At 39.7% G+C, this 18,130-nt stretch carries 11 protein-coding genes; 1 reads left to right on the top strand and 10 read right to left on the bottom strand.

The annotated features are described in order from the left end of the window. Nucleotides 1-45: 45 nt before the first annotated feature. The 9 genes from BM207_RS09230 to BM207_RS09190 form a co-directional block, all read right to left on the bottom strand. Nucleotides 46-1,011, bottom strand: coding sequence for an NAD(P)-dependent alcohol dehydrogenase (locus BM207_RS09230; protein ID WP_218155038.1), 966 nt, complete (start codon nt 1,009-1,011; stop codon nt 46-48). Between the two features lie 13 nt (nt 1,012-1,024). After that, complete coding sequence (locus BM207_RS09225; RefSeq protein ID WP_090993275.1) at nt 1,025-3,430, bottom strand: TonB-dependent receptor; 2,406 nt, start codon at nt 3,428-3,430, stop codon at nt 1,025-1,027. Between the two features lie 90 nt (nt 3,431-3,520). Continuing rightward, nucleotides 3,521-4,819, bottom strand: coding sequence for a serine/threonine protein kinase (locus BM207_RS09220; RefSeq protein ID WP_090993274.1), 1,299 nt, complete (start codon nt 4,817-4,819; stop codon nt 3,521-3,523). Beyond that, nucleotides 4,812-5,600 carry an FHA domain-containing protein gene (locus tag BM207_RS09215; RefSeq protein ID WP_245768066.1) on the bottom strand — a complete coding sequence of 263 codons (789 nt, stop codon included), beginning with the start codon at nt 5,598-5,600 and terminating at the stop codon, nt 4,812-4,814. The genes BM207_RS09220 and BM207_RS09215 overlap by 8 nt, the downstream gene beginning before the upstream one ends. An 8-nt stretch (nt 5,601-5,608) precedes the next feature. Next, nucleotides 5,609-9,706, bottom strand: coding sequence for an FtsW/RodA/SpoVE family cell cycle protein (locus tag BM207_RS09210; protein WP_090993273.1), 4,098 nt, complete (start codon nt 9,704-9,706; stop codon nt 5,609-5,611). After that, nucleotides 9,706-11,115, bottom strand: coding sequence for a PP2C family protein-serine/threonine phosphatase (locus BM207_RS09205; RefSeq protein ID WP_090993272.1), 1,410 nt, complete (start codon nt 11,113-11,115; stop codon nt 9,706-9,708). Before BM207_RS09205 ends, BM207_RS09210 begins: the two co-directional genes overlap by 1 nt. 94 nt (nt 11,116-11,209) lie before the next feature. Further along, entirely contained in the window at nt 11,210-12,160 is a 951-nt protein-coding gene (locus tag BM207_RS09200) for a hypothetical protein (protein WP_090993271.1), read from the bottom strand. 48 nt (nt 12,161-12,208) lie between these two features. Continuing rightward, complete coding sequence (locus tag BM207_RS09195) at nt 12,209-13,480, bottom strand: serine/threonine protein kinase (protein WP_090993270.1); 1,272 nt, start codon at nt 13,478-13,480, stop codon at nt 12,209-12,211. Between the two features lie 105 nt (nt 13,481-13,585). Further along, nucleotides 13,586-14,110 carry an OmpA family protein gene (locus BM207_RS09190; protein WP_090993269.1) on the bottom strand — a complete coding sequence of 175 codons (525 nt, stop codon included), beginning with the start codon at nt 14,108-14,110 and terminating at the stop codon, nt 13,586-13,588. Nucleotides 14,111-14,262: 152 nt separating this feature from the next. Here BM207_RS09190 and BM207_RS09185 point away from each other — a divergent pair, with 152 nt between their 5' ends. Beyond that, nucleotides 14,263-15,270: a Gfo/Idh/MocA family protein gene (locus BM207_RS09185; RefSeq protein WP_245768065.1), complete on the top strand. Its 1,008-nt coding sequence runs from the start codon at nt 14,263-14,265 to the stop codon at nt 15,268-15,270. Here the strand turns inward: BM207_RS09185 and BM207_RS09180 are convergent. Further along, a complete protein-coding gene (locus BM207_RS09180; RefSeq protein ID WP_090993267.1) occupies nt 15,253-18,078 on the bottom strand; it encodes an FAD-binding and (Fe-S)-binding domain-containing protein in 2,826 nt (941 codons plus the stop codon). The genes BM207_RS09185 and BM207_RS09180 overlap by 18 nt on opposite strands. Nucleotides 18,079-18,130: the final 52 nt, after the last annotated feature.

The following is an 18,130-nucleotide window of genomic DNA, read 5'->3' as shown; positions in this document are numbered from 1 at the left end:
TTAAATTTAAGATAATTTTGATATAAATACATTATTTTAAATAAGTTAATTGACCGTAATTACTACGTTTCCTTTTTTTTGCCCGCTTAGTACATAATAGTAAGCTTTTTCGATATCCTCTAGTCTATATTTTCGATCTATCAAAGGGATAAACTCACCATATAAAAGAAGTTCATTAATATGCTTCATGCTGTGTTTGGCGGAGTATGGCAATGGAAATTTCACCTTTTTATCCCCCATAAAAGGTGATAATAAAGCCAGGAAAGGGTTTTGCCAATTCTTTCCTAGCTCAGACGAGAGGTAAATTCCTTTTGATTTTAGCAATGGTTTGCATGCTTTAAAACTGCTTTTCCCAACTGCATCAAAAACATAATCGAACTCTTCCTTAATTGTAGTAAAATCTTCTTTCTGATAATCTATCACTCTTTCTGCCCCTTGTGATTTCAGCAGCTCAACAAAAGCAGTTTCACAGGTTACAGTTACACGAACATTAAGATGTTTTAAAAATTGTAGAGCTGCGTTACCAATTGCCCCGGTTCCCCCATTTACAAGAACTCGATCCCCAGCATTCAACTTTAAATTTTTTAAGAAATAAAAAGCATAATGTCCACCTTCCAGACTGGCAGCTGCTTGTTCGAAGGTCACATTTTCGGGCTTTTTAAGTACTGCTTTCTTTGTCGACACGGCTACATATTCAGCATGCGAACTTAAGCCCTCATCAAAAAAGCCATAAACGTGGTCGCAAATTTCAAATTGAGTTACGTGTTTACCTTTGGCTACTACTATTCCCGAAAAATCGGTTCCAGTTACCGGACGCATAGGCTTAAACAAGCCAATAAACAACCGTATTGCCCAGGGTTTTCCCGTGAGAACACCACAGTCTGTACGGTTTACGGTAGTGGCCTTTACTTTCACTAAGATTTCATCGTCGCCCGGCCATGGCAAAGAGACCCTGACAATTCTTAGCATATCGGGAGTACAATAATTATCCCTTATTGCGGCGTTCATCATATCCATAAATTACTTAAAAATAAACCCTATACATCAAATTCGGGAAAACACCTCCCTGTTTCATATAACCAACAGAACCAGGTTCTCCAGGATCGTAAAACTCTGAAAGCCTGGCCCTATTATTTGTAATATTCTCTATATTTAGAAAAATTTCGTGAGTTGCCTTTGGTTTATTGATCTTATAACTAAGCGACATCGTAAGTTGATATATATCTTGAATATCATTTTTATACGCCTTACCATAATCATAAAATCTTTTACTAGCAGGATCAACAGCCAAATTTCCATCTGCCCCTCTTAACAGGGGAATTGTCTTTTTACCTCCTCCAAAAAACGCTCTGCTGTTGAAGCTAATCGTCTTATTTTGAGCTTTACCAAGTTTTGGGAAATCTTTACCGAATAAAACATTTACCAGGTAGTTTCCATTGAACCTAGTATTACGCTCAATGCCATCTAAGGCCTTGTAAGTCGAATTATATACTGAAGCATTCACAAGGTAATAGAAGTTTTTGTTAAAGAAGCGCTCAACCGTTAATTCTACTCCATAATTTTTGCCGCTTCCTTTGTTTACCAAGTCTAGGTATTGAAAATCCAATCCTTCATTAATAGTCGCGAATATATTTCCTTCATCATTTGCTACGGGCAAGTTATAAAGATCCTGATAATACGTTTCTAGTTTAATCATCATGTACTTACTGAAACGCTTCTCGTATCCCAGCACGAAATGGTGCGCCTTCAATAAATCAAGGTCTTTATTGGGTTCTATACTGCTTCCGTCTGATAATTTAATTTGGCTATAGTAATGATGAATGCTCTCCATCGTACTGTGCTTGCCGTACCCTGCACTTAATACACTAGTTTTACTTAACTCCCAATTTAATGAAAGCCGGGGTTCGATTGTATGCTTATTGTTCAGCAAAACGTTCATGTTTTGTACACCAAATACCGTAGTCAGTTTCTCATTAAATCTATATCTAAAATTAATGAAATTTCTAATTGTACTTATGTTTTCGTTAAAATTAACTAAAGTAGCTCTTACGTTTGTACTGTCCGTTAACATACTTTGATTAAATTTATAATCTAGTAAAGCATATTTACTTCCGACCTGTAATTTAAGCTTCGAACTAAGTTTGTTGTTATAAGTAATTTCGCCCCTATATGTGGATCTAAGCAATCTACCGTTAAAATTTAGTTGATTGCGTGTCACCGTGTCGACTTTAAAATTCTCAAAAACATCATCATCAACGCCTTCCAGGGAGAAGGAAAGCCCAGTATGAATATGGCTGTTTTTATTAATCGTTAAAATATGATTCATACCCAAATTAGCCAGCTGAGAACCTTTTTGATAGTTTTCACCAATTTTGTTAGGCAGGAACCTTCTTCCAGGCGTTTGCCACAGGGCTGGGGAAACATCTTCAAATAGAAAATTACTAAAGCCTGCTATACCAAAAAAAGAAAACTGTCCAGCCTTCTTAGTTGGCAATACAACTTTAAAAGCAGCATCTTGAAAATTTAATGTCCCATCTATGCCCCCCGCGAGACCGAGGTTGCTGAGTAATGAAACTGTAGAATAGCGATAATTTACTAAAAAGGAACCTTTATAACCTTTCTTAAATGGCCCTTCGAGGGTGAGTTCTGTACCTAATACACCTAGACCAAATATTGATTCGAATTTTTCGTTATTTCCTTGTCTTAGTTTAACGTCATACACACCAGACAATACATCTCCATATTCTGCTGAGAAGGCACCAGTGTAAAAGTCTGAAGTTGCTAGCAAGTTGTTATTTAAGACACTAATAGAACCCCCTACTGCGCTTTGATCAGAGAAATGATTGGGATTAGTAATTTGCATTCCCTCTAACCGCCATTGAATATATTTAGGGGAGTTGCCTCGCACAATAATATCATTGCTGCCGTCCTGGGAACTGGTAACCCCGGCAAAATTGGACAAGATCCTCGAAGGATCATTGAAGCCCCCCGCATATCTATTCGTTTGTTCTGGAGAAATGGAGCGACCACTTACCAAGGTCATATCATTTAGGGGCTGACCTTTGTTTTTATCGAAAGTTAATACGATTCCGTCCAATTGAGCAACAGCTTCTTGCATATTGATATTCAATACAGTTTCCTTGCCCGAATTAACAACAATATTAGGAAGTATCAGTTTTTCGTATCCCACGTTAGACACGTGTATGGTTATTCTTCCGATGGGCATATTGTCGAATCTAAAACTTCCGTCTTTGCGGGTTAGTATAACCTTTAGCGGATTGCTATCAGCTATGACTACTGTGGCGCCCTCTATTGGCTGCTTACTGTCTTGATCTGTTATTACTCCCCTTACGGTTTGATTAAGGTTTTGGGAGAAGGCAGCGGTAAATGAGAAAAATAAAAAGAAAATGATCGTACCTATTTGTTTCATGAATTATGTGTTTTAAAAGTCTGATTGCAAAGCAACTATAACTTTTAAACATATTTCTTGACTTGGGTTAATAAATGACTCGCCTGTTTCCTAAAATATACCTAAGAATTTTTTTCTTTTCTTTTTCTTCTGAACTTCTTCTGTTTTGGATTTTTCAGCCGCGGCAGCGGCACGCTGCGCATTTAGCACCTTTTGTTGCTGTGTCCAAATGCGTATTTCCTCAGCTCTTTTGAGTTGTTTAAGGTATTCATCACTTGGGGTTACATAGGGAGCTGCAAAAGGCTTAACGTCTGGCGTGGTTGCATAATAAACAACGCGTTCATTTTTATCCAGCGCAGCATAAGTAAGCAGAGCTACCAACAGGCAGATAATGGCTACCCATGCCGTTAGTGTGCCTCGTGTAATTTGTACAGTCCCAGTTTTATTAGCTATAGGGAGCGGCGCTGGAATATTGCCCGGTAATGGGTTCTCGTGGCTAGTAATCAACATTCCTGAAGTAATTGCTTCTAAAAGTTCCATTCCGTTGGCATACCGCTCGCTTGGATCCTTTTTTAGACACTTATCTAATACAGCTAACAACCAGCTTGGGACTTGCATTTCTCTCCATACATCTTCTTTACCAGACAGCGAACTAACCAAGTTTTGTTTTCGCAACTGCATTGGGTCTGGAATTTTGCCCTCTAAATGGTTAACCATTACCCTATTTCTACTGGTATCACCATTGTCTGTTAATGGAAAGGGCACCTGGCCAGCTAATAGTTCATATAAAATAATACCAAAACTGTAAATATCACTCTGCAACAGCATTTTGCCTTCATGTTGCTCCGGTGCCATAAATTCTATAGCTCCCGCATGACGAATACTGGTTCTACGCTGTTCCTCGCTCATAATGGCTAAGCCAAAATCGAGCAATACAAAGTTTCCGGTATGAATGTTATATTTTACGTTATTACTCTTAATATCGCCGTGTTTTACGCCTACTCGGTGACAATGAGCAATTGCACCAGCTAACTGATCTGCCACTCTCACTAATTCTTTCACACTAAACGCTTTTGGGTGTGGCGGCTCGAGTAGCCCGCTTAGCTCTGGCCCTTCAATAAATTCCATTTCTATATAGGGAAATGAACCGCTGTCAGTAATCCCCCAGCTCAGGATTTTTACAACGTTGGGGCTTGGATTTTCATTTACTTTTTGCAGTTTGGTAACTTCATTAATGAAGTTCACGTAATTTTTATCACTATTGTCTTCGGTATGAATTGGAGTAGGTATCAATTTAATAGCCGAATAGATGGTGCCTATGCGTTTTCCTTTATACACCGAACCCTGGCCACCCGTTCTGAGTGCCCCTAAATTCTCTAATCCTTCCGCAATAGTAAATACTTTACTCATATGGTTTGTAACTAAATTCTAAAACAACTGATTCGCCTAAAATGATTTGATCTCCTGCTGATAGTTCATGTCCAATGTGCGTAGAATGCAGTTTAATTACTTCCTCTGTCTTGGCCGAAAGTACCTTAACTTTGTTACGGGGAGGAACACCTCCTTCATCAGCGAAGATTAAAAACTGTAACGTATCGGGATTGTATTCCAGGTGGGCATGCTGACGACTGATATATTTATTGCTCTCATTGCTACTTGATGATGGGAAAGCAATGTGATTGGTACGGAAATAGCCTTCGTCTGACTGCGCTTTCTCATCACGGCCAATATTGTACTTGCCACATTCAGAGTCTAACTCATAAAAAGGCTGGTGTGTTTCGCCGCTTAGGGCTTTTATATAAGCTTTTATCTGCTGCTTAATATAATGTTTACTAGTCTTAACAAACAAAGCTGCATTAAGCTCCTCGAAAGCGATAGACTCTTCCGGAAAAGGTTCTTCAAAACTGATGCTCAATGTCCAATTTGGCGGTAAGTCTAAAGCATAGTCATCGCTGATTTTTTGAATTTCCTGTTGCAGCTTTTCCTGATCATCCAAATATACTGCAGCTTCATACACGTGTCTTTGTGCCGGGTCGCAATTCAAATAAATACTTAAACCTTTAATATGAGCGCCTTCTCCGCCTTCTGCCTTTTGGAGTTCTTGCTTAATAAACTGGAGTAGGCCATGCCTAATGCCTTTAACATCGGTAGGTTTTTCTTCATTTCCACTTTTAAATAGGTTAAATATCATATGCTATACTATTGTATTTGGTTTTGTTCCACTAAACTGTCTATGGGCTTTGGCGCAATTACACGTGCTGGAGGCGTTATACTTTTAATATAACCTCCTTTAAGTAAGAAAGGTATAACATGTCTTCCTGCGAGACGAACTGCATCAGAAGAGCCCTTTGTGACCTCGATACGTATACAAACAACCACATTTCCATTTCCGTTTGGTTTTGGAGCAAAAAAGACATACCAACCATCGTTTATCTGTTCTTTCTTCCATATCCTTTCTGGCGTACCCGTTTTTCCAGCTACAGCAATTCCTAATATTCCGGTTTTTAATTCACTTTGCTTAATCATATACTTTCTCATTAATTCAGCGTATTGAGGGTCGTTTGTTAATTTAGTGCCAGATTTAACGGCTTGAACATGATCTCCGGCCTTTAGCATAAAACGATTGGTGATTATCTCACCATGATTAGCAATTCCCATCACCATTCTGGCTACCGCTGCAGGACTTGCAATTAATTCTCCTTGTCCCCAAGACATTCCAGAAATACCTTTTGCCCGGGTTTTTCTGATATTGTTGGGGTTGTATTTAGGCTTTGTGTTAAATTCGGTTCTGCGCCAAAGTTCCTTCCATTTTTCTACCTGTTTATGATCTTCGCTGGGTTTCGTATAATAATAACCGCCAACACCGTGTAAAAACATTCCGGTTTTAAGATATACATCGCCCATTTGTTCTTGTAACTGTTCTTCGTTAGCCAGCTTAATAAAGTATACGTTGTTTGATTTGGAAACGGCTCTTTCCAAATTAATCACCCCGGTTTCGTCTGGCTCGATACCTTTGGTTCTGATCCTTTCCCAGGAAGCCACATTAAATTTCCTATCAGCAGCAGCTAAACCTAACTTATTGAAGGAGGCAATCGCAGTAGCCAACTTCGCTGTTGATCCCGGCTGAGTGAAATGGGTAAATCCCAAGTCGGAAGTCGTCATCCATGATGATAACTGGTTTTGTTCAGTATAGGTCATGGTTAACTTCTCCCAATCTCGAATAGGTGGCAGCGGATAAACCGCAGATGCTAATACATCTCCAGAACTTGATTCCATCACTACTACAGAAACGCGATTATCATTTAAAGAAGTATCCAAGGCCATCGATTTTTGAATTTTTGTTTGAAGGCCAGCGTCCATGGTCAACTGTACATCTCTATTTTTCAATTTAAAATCTTCGACCTTATTGCTTGTTATTCCCGCTAATAACAAAGGTGCCAAAGCGCTATAATCACGTTTTACAACTGTCATTTCTTTCACTCCCCGTGCTAAAAACTTATTTTCTCGATAGCTGCTTGCTTTAACATGATAAGTTTTAGTTGGGAGTTCAAACCCCCTTAGTTCGGCGGCATGTTCATATTCCGCGAAATACCCGTTTACACTTCCGTTAAATACCCCTGAGTTTGCATCGCCCACCCAAAAAAACATTTGTTCTTCAAACGGATAAAATCGATCTAATCTTTGATGCACTGCTGAGTCCAGATTAAAAGAGTCGATGCCTGCTCCTATTAACTTAAATCTTTGTGCTTTTACACTATCGGCATTGCTGGTGGCTAACAGTACTCCATTCCTGTCGTGCATAGAACCTGCACCGAGTCTGTTCATCAATATCGCAATCCGCGGATTATAACTGAACATCCTAGCTCCTCCGCGATCGGCAACTAAGGATGGGTTAACTACCCATTTTTGATTATTGACAACATAGCTGCCAACATTTATGCCTAATAATACCACACCTAAACAGGCTGCAGTTAATGCTGGAACAAGGTTTTTATCCTGCTGTTTAGCCATATAGTCCATCTGTAAAGCCGTTCCTCGAACTCGAGAAGCAGCCAACATAAATCCGGCAGCTACACAGTTCAATACCAAGGATGAACCTCCGTAACTTTGGAAGGGTAAAGAAACACCGGATAAGGGCAATGCACCTGTAGAGCCACCCGCAATGAGTAAAAATTGCACAAAGGTTGAAATTCCAATTCCAGCGCATAAATAAAATAAAAATGGAGAACCCGTTCTTCGACCGATAATGATAGATCGATGAAGATATAGTAGGAACATTAAGAAAATTGCCAACATTGCCGTTAAACCAAATTCTTCTCCTATAGCGGGCAAAATCATGTCGGTATGCGGTTCCGGAATAGTTTTCGAAAAACCTTCCCCAACACCTTGTCCAGCAACACCGCCTGTAGACATTGCCCATAAACCATTCGCTACTTGGTCGCCGCCAAACACCTCATTGTTCCAGGCATCTTGCCAAATGGCCTTTCGATCGCCCAGACGTTGCACAGGTCCTGGGAACACTTTATCTAAATACGGAATTTGATCTATTGTTAGAAAACCTGCCATTATGACTAGCACCATAATTGCCGATTCACTTAACTGTTTACGCTGAAACAACATTAACAAACTTACTAACAATATTGTGACACCTACGGCAAGCCAAACATTATCTAAAAACCAGGACACCAAAACAAAGAGTATCACGGCAGCTGCCATAAAGCCGAAGTCGCCCCTAGAAAAGGAGAACAGGGTAATAAAGGTAAAACAAACAACCATAGCTGGACCAAGATCACCCAAAATAAGGAACAGCATCAGCGTGAGCAAAATAGCTATTAGTGCGATATAGAAGAATGACCATCTTTTATTCCAGCTGGTATATTCACTAATCAATTTTTCATTGACGGCAAAAAATCCAGCGAGGAAAAAAATCACCAGGTATTTAACTACTTCACTCGGTTGAAAGCCAAAGAGATTTACCTTTACCCCGCTTCCTTCCGGACCAGTCCCAAAAAGCACCGTTAGCGAAAGCAGACCAATCGCTAAAACAATCCACGGCCAGCCGTTTGCTGCCGAACGCAGGTTCTTGAAAAGAATCAGTCGATAAATCCAATGGTCTGTATTAAAACGCCGCATTTGAAGGGTTAAGACAAGCAACATACCTCCCAATCCTATTAAGAGATAGATGATTGAGTCTTTTGCTAAGAAGCGATCGCGCAAGGGGTCTTGCAAGCTTAACAATGTAAGGAATGAAATACCAGTAAGCAACATGATTACAGGTAGGATCATTTGATCTACCTCTTTAAACTTCCAGGACAAGATGAGGTGGATCAATAAAAAAGACCCGATAAAGCAACCGCATATTACTAAAAACGAATAATTAAATGTTCCTGGGGTACGAACGATCATTGATTTCTCTTTTTTCAGGATATTGAAGTCTCGCGTAGAAAAGAGCCTGATTGTATGGGGATTTTGATAAAACACAAAAGATTGGTCGCTTTCCAAGCTTTGAACACCTTTTGAAGTCCCGAATTGAAAGCCAGGCTTAAGCGGTAATACCTTAAAAACCTTTTTATTTGGAAGCTGTGTAAAACTAAACCTCCCATTGGCATCTGTGCGAGCATAGGCTGTAAGCTGTTCGAGTTTTTTTTTCCCCAAGGTATCTTTGATGAACACTTTTTTAAAGCTTAAAGATTTTTCGGTTAAGCGTACTCTATCTTCGGCGAGCTCTTCCGAATATAAACTGTCTTGAGGTACGATCATCTCCAATCTCACAAGCACCCCTTGTTGCGGATTTTCTTTGACATAAATGATTCCGTTCATTGCATAATCACCCAAACCTAGCTCAACAGTTGCGCTGTACGCAGGCGGCTGGGTTCGTTCTTGCTCAAACTTTAGCGAATCTTCGCCTGTATAGCCGAGCATTGCCTTAGATGCCGCCACTCTTGCTTTAAAGGACTTACCTCCTTTTCTTTCTGCATCCAGTGCAAGCACATAGTAGTTTCTTTTGTTCAGCTCCCCTACATTGTCTAACGCAGCATTGCTTTTTAGCGCTTTCGCAACAGTAGTTTTTATGAGTTCGATATCCCTCGGATCTTCAAAATAATAGCCCTTCTTTAATAGCTTACTAAGCTGCGCAGCAGGATTTTCAGCATTCATGTTTACCATTGTACCGTCTTGCAACCGCCGTTCAACTTCAGCAAACCTGGTCTGGATTACAGTATAAAGTCTGTAAAAGAAAAGGAAGAGGACAATCGAAATCGTCAATAAAAATATCCGTTCAGTGTTCCTACTCATCATTAGTTAAGGTTTTTGGGACGATTAGGAAGGGTTGTTGTAAATGGTATTTGTACCGTAACGGGAACTTGGTTTGCAAAGGAATAGTTATTTTGAACGGGAATTTTACAGTTTATGAAGCTTACTCCTTTCAATAACACCCTTGTATTACTTAAGGAAATCGCCGTTGCAAATCCGTTGAAATTTAAGCTATCAAAACCAATAACTTTATGCTGTCCATTTATCACTATTGCTGCGCCACTATAATTGGTATCTGCCTGAAGTATCATCCCCTTAGCTATAATGAACAACGAGTCCCGGTTAATGTGCAACGTATCAGAAATGAGGATGGGACTTTTGAAGATACTATCAGATAACACCAAGGTGTCGCCTTTAGTATGGTTAAAAGCATCCTGCAACAGCTGCTCCTGACTATTTCGCTGAGGTTTTATAGTGTCAATGTGGGCAACGTCGCCGGAGGAATTCTGTTGATTATTATGATAGAGTAAAATGGTAGAAGCCAGTAAGATCAGACAAAGGATAATAAGGGCAGTAAAACCATACCAATGTTTAGTACGAGAAGGTTTTGGGCTATGCTCAATAGACTCAGCAATAGGCCTTTCTACTGGTAAAGGATCGGGTGTAACAATGGAATCGTATTTAGCAGGGGTAATTTCTTTTGCTTTTTTAGGGTTTTGGACCAGGACGACGGTGATATTGTCCCTGCCCCCATTTTCGTTAGCAAGATTTACCAGGTTCGAAGCCTTAATTTCGAGCGAATCGCCTTGGCTGAGCATACTCACAATTCCGTCTCGATCGACCATATCTGTTAAACCGTCGCTACACAATAAAAGCAGATCGCCCGGTAAAAAAGGCGATTGGCCCGTTTCAATATAACTTTCATCTGTATCAATCTGATCGCTAAAACCAATTGCCTTGTTTATTTCATTGCGTTTGGGATGGGTCATTGCTGCATTTTCATCTAAACGCCCAGAGTCTTCTAAGAAACCTACAAAGGAATGGTCTTTTGAGATCTTCACTAATGAACCGTCACGATACAGGTATAGTCTAGTATCACCTACATGAGCATAATAAAACTGATTATTTTCAATGTCGGCAACTACCAAAGTGGCTACACAAGCCATTTCTGCATGCTCAGGCTCTGAACTTTTGCCGTCTAAGATCGCCTTATTTGCCGCTCGAAACGTCGCTATCATATTGGTGATTATGGCAGACCGTGGCTTTACAGCTTGCTTGGCAAATACATCTTTTGTTATAGCAGCAGCTACTTCTCCGCCATGGTAACCTCCAACACCATCAATAACAGCTGCTAAAACTAATTGATTGTCACCTTTCTCTTCAGCAACAAAACTATCTTCATTATTTCCCCGGCTTTTGCCAGTATCTGTGAGTCCGAAAAAGTGAGTTGTCATTTTTTATTCCCCGAGTTTTTAATATCTCTAAAATGTGTAGCAAGTAGTAGCAACACAATAATTAATAGTCCTATAGATAAAGCCTGCGACATCCTTAAGATTTAAATAGGTTAAGGCCCACGATGCCGTTCAATAACATTCTTGAGTTAATAGGAAGCTCAGTCCAAACTGGTGAGTTAACATTACTTTTTTCTATCTGGATCTCATTTAGGGTGGTAAGCTCGCCAAAGGACGCTACATAAAATTTTCCATCGGCCTTATTGAAGCGGATTTGCAAATGTGGTGAGTTTACCCATTCAGAAGGAATTTTAAAAATATTTGTTTCTTCCCTACTTTCCTCTGCGCCAGATACAATTACCTCCTGATCTTTAATTAAAAATTCAATCTTTTTTCCAGAAAATTGCTTATCTGGCACAATTGTTTCTAGACGGCCTAGCAAAGTATTGTTGGAAGTCTTAATCCCACCTTCCACATACTCCAGTTCCTCTTCGTAAGGAATTTCCATATAGCCATCGCTATAATAGGTGAAGCCTTTTAAGATATCATTGTTCACATCAAAAGTTTGTGCAATGCCTGTTTGTCGAGGAATAAAAGTTACTCTAAGATTTTCTGATTTAGTGTTATTATCTGGCAATAGCTTACCGATAAAACCTTTATCACCTCGTACATAATCTGGATGAGATACCAACCTGAATACCCACTTATTGCCAGAAGGTTCTACCCTTTTTCCCGCCATGCGATAGCCTTTTAAGATTTCGTAAAACTTCTTTACTGTTTCCTGCACAATGAGTCCAAAGATCCCTTGCTTATTTTCTACGAACTCGCGGTAATCTTCCGCATTAAAGCTGATAATAAATTCGTGGTAAAATACTACCCGGTCGGCAAAAGAAAGTTCTTTGATAGAGCTTTTAAATTTTTCAATGATATAGCTATAGACTACTTCCGGCGTAAGCGCAGGTGTTTTGCCGTTTATGCCTCTGGTTTCATCTGTTAAAAACCAATCCTGAATGCCCAGGCGCTGCCAAAAACTAGTCTTTGCTTCCATAATTGAGAGATCTTGTGGTTTTATATTGGTTTTTCATTGCGTATAGATTTAGATCGACTCTGGACTTAAAGAAGTGTCAGGGGTTAAGTTTTCTGCCGTATCTACCGTGTCTTTCTTGATTTTTTCCTGTGTTTTGATTGGTGTGTCAATCGCGACCGGTTTCGGGATGGCTACCTGTTGCTCCTGCTCAATAGAATCTTGTCTAACCGTTTCAAGGCTATCGAGGAGTTGCTGCCTCGCATGCTGCTCGATGTTTGTGATGTCTGGAGCGGGTTTAAGAAAAGTTAAGTAGGCCGCATAGGTAGATAGACCAAGCAAGGCTACCACCATCAACGCAAAAACAAAGGTCGACAAACGTACGCCAGTTGAAGGTGCTTCTGCTACAACATTCTCAATTTGTACGGGAGGAGTTGCCGAAAGCGTTCCCGCGATAAAGGCATTTTGCAACGCAATTCCGTCCTTAAAGCGCGCCTCTGGATTTTTTTGTAAACAAGTATTGATAAAATCTAACAACCAAAGCGGTAACATCATTTCTTGCTCTTGTTGTTCTTTAGACCAGCTGTCGGGTAAATTGGCTCTACGTAGCATGAGCATGTCGGGCAGCTCATTTTCCATATGGCTCACCATTACGGTGTTCCTGGCTGTATCGCTGTTTCCTTTTAAGGGGAATGGTACTTGCCCGGCCAGTAATTCATATAATATAATTCCGTAACTATACACATCCGTTTGTGTGAGCATTTCGCCTGAATTTTGTTCAGGGGCCATGAATTCTATCGCTCCCGCGTGTCTTATACTGCTTCTACGTTGCTCCTCGGTCATGATGGCCAAACCAAAGTCGAGCAGTACATAATTACCGGTATGATGGTTATATTTTACATTATTGCTTTTAATATCGCCATGTTTAACCCCTACCTGATGACAATGTGCCAAGGCGGCTGCTAGTTGCCCGGCAACTTTAACCAGTTCTTTAATGGTAAATATGGGTGCATGTGGGGGTTTAAGTAATTCGCACAGATCTGGTCCCTCAATAAACTCCATCTCTATAAATGGAAATGAACCGCTTTCTGTTAAGCCAGAGCTTAAGATCTTAACTACATTGGGACTAGGATTTTCATTTACTTTCTGAAGTTTGGCTACTTCGTTTTTGAAATTCCTATAATTTTTATCGTTTTGGTCTTCCGCAGAAATTGGGGTTGGAATTAATTTAACGGCTGTATAGATTGTGCCGGTTCGTTTTCCTTTGTATACAGAACCTTGTCCGCCTGTTCTCAGAGCGCCTAAATTCTCAAGTCCTTCTGTAATTGTAAAAACTTTACTCATGTAAGCTATAAACAAACAATCGATTAATTTGTTGTAGCAAATGAGAAATAATAATCGTTAAAAGAAAGTTATGGTCGTAGCGTTAACCTACGACCATAATGCGTATTAGTTCGCTACTTGAACTTCAGTTCTTCTATTCAAAATCCTACCTGCTTCGGTACTGTTACTGGCGATAGGCATTTTATCACCATGGCCAACGATTTTAAAGTTAGCAGCATTCAGTCCGGCATTTACAAAATAAGATTTAACTGCATTTGCACGGTCTACAGAAAGCGATAAATTATGCGATTCCGATCCCTCTGCCGATGAATGACCATTTAAGATAAACTTTGTATCAGGAAATTTTTTCATTTCCGTTACTGCCATATCTAAGATGGGTAATGAGGCAGTTTTCAAAACAAATGAATTAAACTCAAATTGAACTTTCGCTAAATTGGAATTTAATTTTTCTACTGGCATTGGTTTTTCTTCTTCTTTCTTTTCAGGCTCTGGAGCTTTTTTCTCTTCAACTGCTGCTGGTTTAGAAACCGGAGCCGGAGTTTTGACGATTGGTTTTTTTGCTTTGCAAGAATATAGTACCGTTGAGAGGCCAATTAGACTTACAAATAAGATTTTTCTTGTTAAATTCATTCTTAGTTTGTTTTTGTGTATTTATTAAACCCCTAATATATAACTATTAAAAATTTTTATAAAATCAATTTTAAAAAAGAGGCCTATTGGCTAGCTAATTTTAAAAAAACCATTACATTTAAAGACAGGAGATAAAGGTTTTTAAAACGAAAATGAGATACGAGCATATGGAAGAAATTAGATGGGGCATAATTGGTTGTGGCGATGTAACTGAAGTTAAAAGCGGTCCTGCTTTTAATATAGTGCCTCATTCAAGATTAGTTGCAGTAATGCGGAGAGATGGTGCGAAAGCTGCAGATTATGCAAAGCGTCATGACGTTCGGAAATGGTACAATGATGCAAGCAAATTAATTAATGATCCAGAGGTGAATGCGATCTATATTGCTACACCTCCCCTGCAGCATGAGGAATACACAATAACAGCATTAACGGCCGGAAAGCCAGTGTATGTTGAGAAACCTATGACTTTAAATGCGTCTTCAGCTCAACGTATGATCAATGCTGCTACAAAATATCAGACCAAGTTAGTTGTTGCTCATTATAGAAGAGCACAACCTCTTTTTATCAAGATAAAAGAACTTTTGGCCCAAAAGGCCATTGGCGATATTCGCTTTATCCAGTTAAAGATGCTTCAACCTATAAACCCTGTGCTCGTTGCCCAGACTGAAAGTAATTGGAGAATGGACCCCAGCATATCGGGCGGAGGATTATTTCACGATTTAGCACCGCACCAATTAGATTTGATGACCTATTTTTTCGGAGCTGTTAACAATGCAAAGGGTATGGCAACCCGGCAACAAAAAGATTCGGCTGTCGACGATTTGGTAACGGGGCAAATCCTATTTGAAAATGGTATCATTTTTAATGGAACCTGGTGTTTTTCGGTAGCCTCCCAAGATCAAATGGATATTTGTGAGATCTATGGCAGTAATGGCAAAATCAGCTTCCCTATGTTCGGACATAAAATAACGGTTTCGGTTAACGGTGACCAGCAGGATTACGTATTTAATGCTTTAGAACATGTGCAACAACCAATGATCGAGCAGGTAGTCAATTACTTTTTGGGTAAAGCATCAAACCCCTGTAGTGGTGAGGAAGCATTGATCTCTATGAAGTTGTTAGACGAGTTCACTTTTAAGGAATCAACTACACTCATCTAATAAGTACACAATTGACTCGTAATTTTTACCTACGGCTTCTGATAGGGCGATTTCGCATGTTTTACCGCTCGAATAATAACCATCATATTCCTCGTCCTTCACCTCGTCGGCCTCTGGTTTGGTAGCCGATGCCGTTAATTCTGGAAACATAAAACCTCTGTCTCCAGCCATACCACAGCATCCTGCGTGAACCGGCATTTTCACTTCGTATGCTAATTGTTGCGCTATGTTCAAAAATTTAGCTTCCAAGCCCATTTTTTGTAAAGAACATACAGGATGCAATACAATTTTATCCTTCTTTTTTAATATGTTTAGCTTAGGCAATAAATAATCCTTTACATAATCAACACTGTCAATTATTTTAATTGCATCGAATTTTTGTTTGTTTTCTGGTGTTAAAGCATGCGCGCAATCCTGCAAAGTTAGGGTACAGGAAGTAATGTCCATCACAACAGGTAAAGCACCTTGGCTACTCCACTCCCATAATTTACTGATGGTATCGTTTACAGTATGCTGATAAGCAAGAGTGAAACCCTTTGAAGAAAAAATTTGTCCACAACAGGTACTTTGGATTTCCGATGGAATTAAAAATCCCATCCCAGCTTTATTAGAAATACTGATAAAAGTATCTATAATATTTTTCCTATCTGTTGCTGCGCCACCCATTACGCGTGATATACAAGTAGGATAATAGACAACTGAGGGAATATTAGTAGAAAAACCACTATTTAAATAACTGGAAAGGTTTTTAGTAGGAATAATTTGGTTTGACCATAAAGGAACTGCCGGAATTATCCTTTTTGCCACTTTGGTAAGATTTACCATTGCATTTTGACCGAATATTTTATTGATGGTTGTAGCGGCATATACACCAACTTTTACCACTTTAGTTACGGGTTTAAAGTTTTTGGCAATACGTAAAGCTACTCCATTGGCAAAAGCACTATGGTTTTCTCTCCGTAAGCGTTTCACTAGGGAACCGGTATTAATGTCAACCGGACAGGCTGTTGCACAAAGTCCATCCACAGCACAAGTATCCAGGCCATCATACTGGTACTGCTTTAACAATTCTTTATAGGGAGCGGTATCTCCTTTTCTACTTAGCTTTAATAATTCTCTACGAACTACGATTCTACGGCGCGGGGTAAGTGTGATATTCCGACTTGGACATTTATATTCACAAAAGCCACATTCCATACATTTGTCTACCTCCTCCTCCACTTTAGGTAAATCTTTTAAGGCTTGAAGGTGCGCATTTTTATCGTTATTGATAATTACTCCGGGATTCAAAAGGTTTTGGGGATCTATCACCTGTTTCAAAGCCTTCATGATCTGGTAAACCTCGGTACCCCACTCTGTTTCTACAAAGGGTGCCATATTACGCCCGGTTCCGTGTTCGGCTTTTAAAGCACCCTGGTACTTGTCGACCACCAAGGAAACCACCTCCTTCAAAAACACATCATACCTTGCTATCTCTGCAGCTGTATCGAAAGCCTGGGTTACTACAAAATGGATATTTCCATCTTTGGCATGTCCAAAAATAATCGCATTGGTATAGTGATGTTTAATAAAAAGTTCATGCAGATCCAGAATTGCATCTCCTAAACGGGATACGGGTACTGCTATATCTTCCAAAATAACCGTGGTACCGCTAGCTCTTACCGAACCAACCGATGGGAACATTCCTTTTCTTACTTTCCATAAGAAGGCCTGTTCATAGGGATCTTCCGTAAAAACAGGAGTATCGATTAAAGAAAGCTGTGGAGCTACTGCTAAGAAATTGTCGGCTTTCAATTTAAGCTCGCCTACCGTATTTCCCTGGTATTCAACAAGCAAAGCCGCTGCAGTATCGGGAAGCGTCTTGATAATAGCAGGAACTCCTTTCATGAGTTCGATAGAGCTTAAGGACGCGCGATCCATGAGTTCCACTGCTTCGGCACCAGATTCGGTTAAGGGAACGATGGCCTGACAGGCTGCATAGATACTGGGAAAATACAATAAAGCTGTACTTTTCACAGGATAATCGGGAACGGTATTTAATACTGCTTCCGCAATAAATCCTAAAGTACCTTCAGCCCCCACTAAAACATGGGCAAGAATATCAAGTGGATCTTCATAATCTATAAATGCGTTAACAGCATATCCTACGGTGTTTTTAGTTTTGTATTTATGCCTAATGAGTTCATAAATCTCGTTGTTGCCTAATATTTTAGCCCTGATTGATGATATTTCGTCATATATGGTTGGGCACTCTGTTTTAAATCTTAAATAATCCTCCTTGTTTTCCGTAAAGTACATTTTACCATTTGGCAAGACGAATTTTACGTGTTTAATGGTATGGTAAGAATTTTTACTTACACCACAACACATCCCACTGGCATTGTTAGAGATAATTCCACCCATCATAGCAGAATTTATACTTGCGGGATCAGGGCCTATCTTGCGTCCATATTTTCTTAGCTCCGAATTTACCACCGCACCAATTACGCCGGGATGAACACGAACTGTGTCCCCTTTATCTTCTACCCGCACAAAATTCCAATGCTGACTTAAATCGACCAATATCCCATCTGAAATAGACTGGCCTGATAAACTGGTACCGGCTGCACGAAAAGTTACCGGGATTTTATATTGATGTGAAAATTGAAAAAGAGATTTTACTTCGTCTTCTGAGACGGGTTGAACAACTGCTGTGGGACGAAGATAATAGAAACCAGCATCTGAGGCGTAAGAAACTAAATCAATTAACCTTGCTTTAATACGATCTGCAGGGATAATTGATTCTAATAATTTAGCAAAATTAGGCATGCTTCAAATATAGTAATTAGTAGTTAGTTAAATGCTAACTACTAATTACAAA

The sequence above is a fragment of the Pedobacter insulae genome, assembly GCF_900113525.1.
GTDB lineage: Bacteria > Bacteroidota > Bacteroidia > Sphingobacteriales > Sphingobacteriaceae > Pedobacter > Pedobacter insulae.
The sequence above is the reverse complement of the archived record's forward strand: the minus strand, read 5'-3'. Positions and strand labels throughout refer to the sequence as shown.

What these genes read in the sequence shown, in the direction of transcription:
- BM207_RS09220 (WP_090993274.1), bottom strand. Translation starts at nt 4,819, where the DNA reads ATGAGTAAAGTATTTACTATTGCGGAAGGATTAGAGAATTTAGGGGCA.
- BM207_RS09230 (WP_218155038.1), bottom strand. Translation starts at nt 1,011, where the DNA reads ATGATGAACGCCGCAATAAGGGATAATTATTGTACTCCCGATATGCTA.
- BM207_RS09180 (WP_090993267.1), bottom strand. Translation starts at nt 18,078, where the DNA reads ATGCCTAATTTTGCTAAATTATTAGAATCAATTATCCCTGCAGATCGT.
- BM207_RS09210 (WP_090993273.1), bottom strand. Translation starts at nt 9,706, where the DNA reads ATGATGAGTAGGAACACTGAACGGATATTTTTATTGACGATTTCGATT.
- BM207_RS09200 (WP_090993271.1), bottom strand. Translation starts at nt 12,160, where the DNA reads ATGGAAGCAAAGACTAGTTTTTGGCAGCGCCTGGGCATTCAGGATTGG.
- BM207_RS09190 (WP_090993269.1), bottom strand. Translation starts at nt 14,110, where the DNA reads ATGAATTTAACAAGAAAAATCTTATTTGTAAGTCTAATTGGCCTCTCA.
- BM207_RS09185 (WP_245768065.1), top strand. Translation starts at nt 14,263, where the DNA reads ATGAGATACGAGCATATGGAAGAAATTAGATGGGGCATAATTGGTTGT.
- BM207_RS09195 (WP_090993270.1), bottom strand. Translation starts at nt 13,480, where the DNA reads ATGAGTAAAGTTTTTACAATTACAGAAGGACTTGAGAATTTAGGCGCT.
- BM207_RS09225 (WP_090993275.1), bottom strand. Translation starts at nt 3,430, where the DNA reads ATGAAACAAATAGGTACGATCATTTTCTTTTTATTTTTCTCATTTACC.
- BM207_RS09205 (WP_090993272.1), bottom strand. Translation starts at nt 11,115, where the DNA reads ATGACAACTCACTTTTTCGGACTCACAGATACTGGCAAAAGCCGGGGA.
- BM207_RS09215 (WP_245768066.1), bottom strand. Translation starts at nt 5,600, where the DNA reads ATGATATTTAACCTATTTAAAAGTGGAAATGAAGAAAAACCTACCGAT.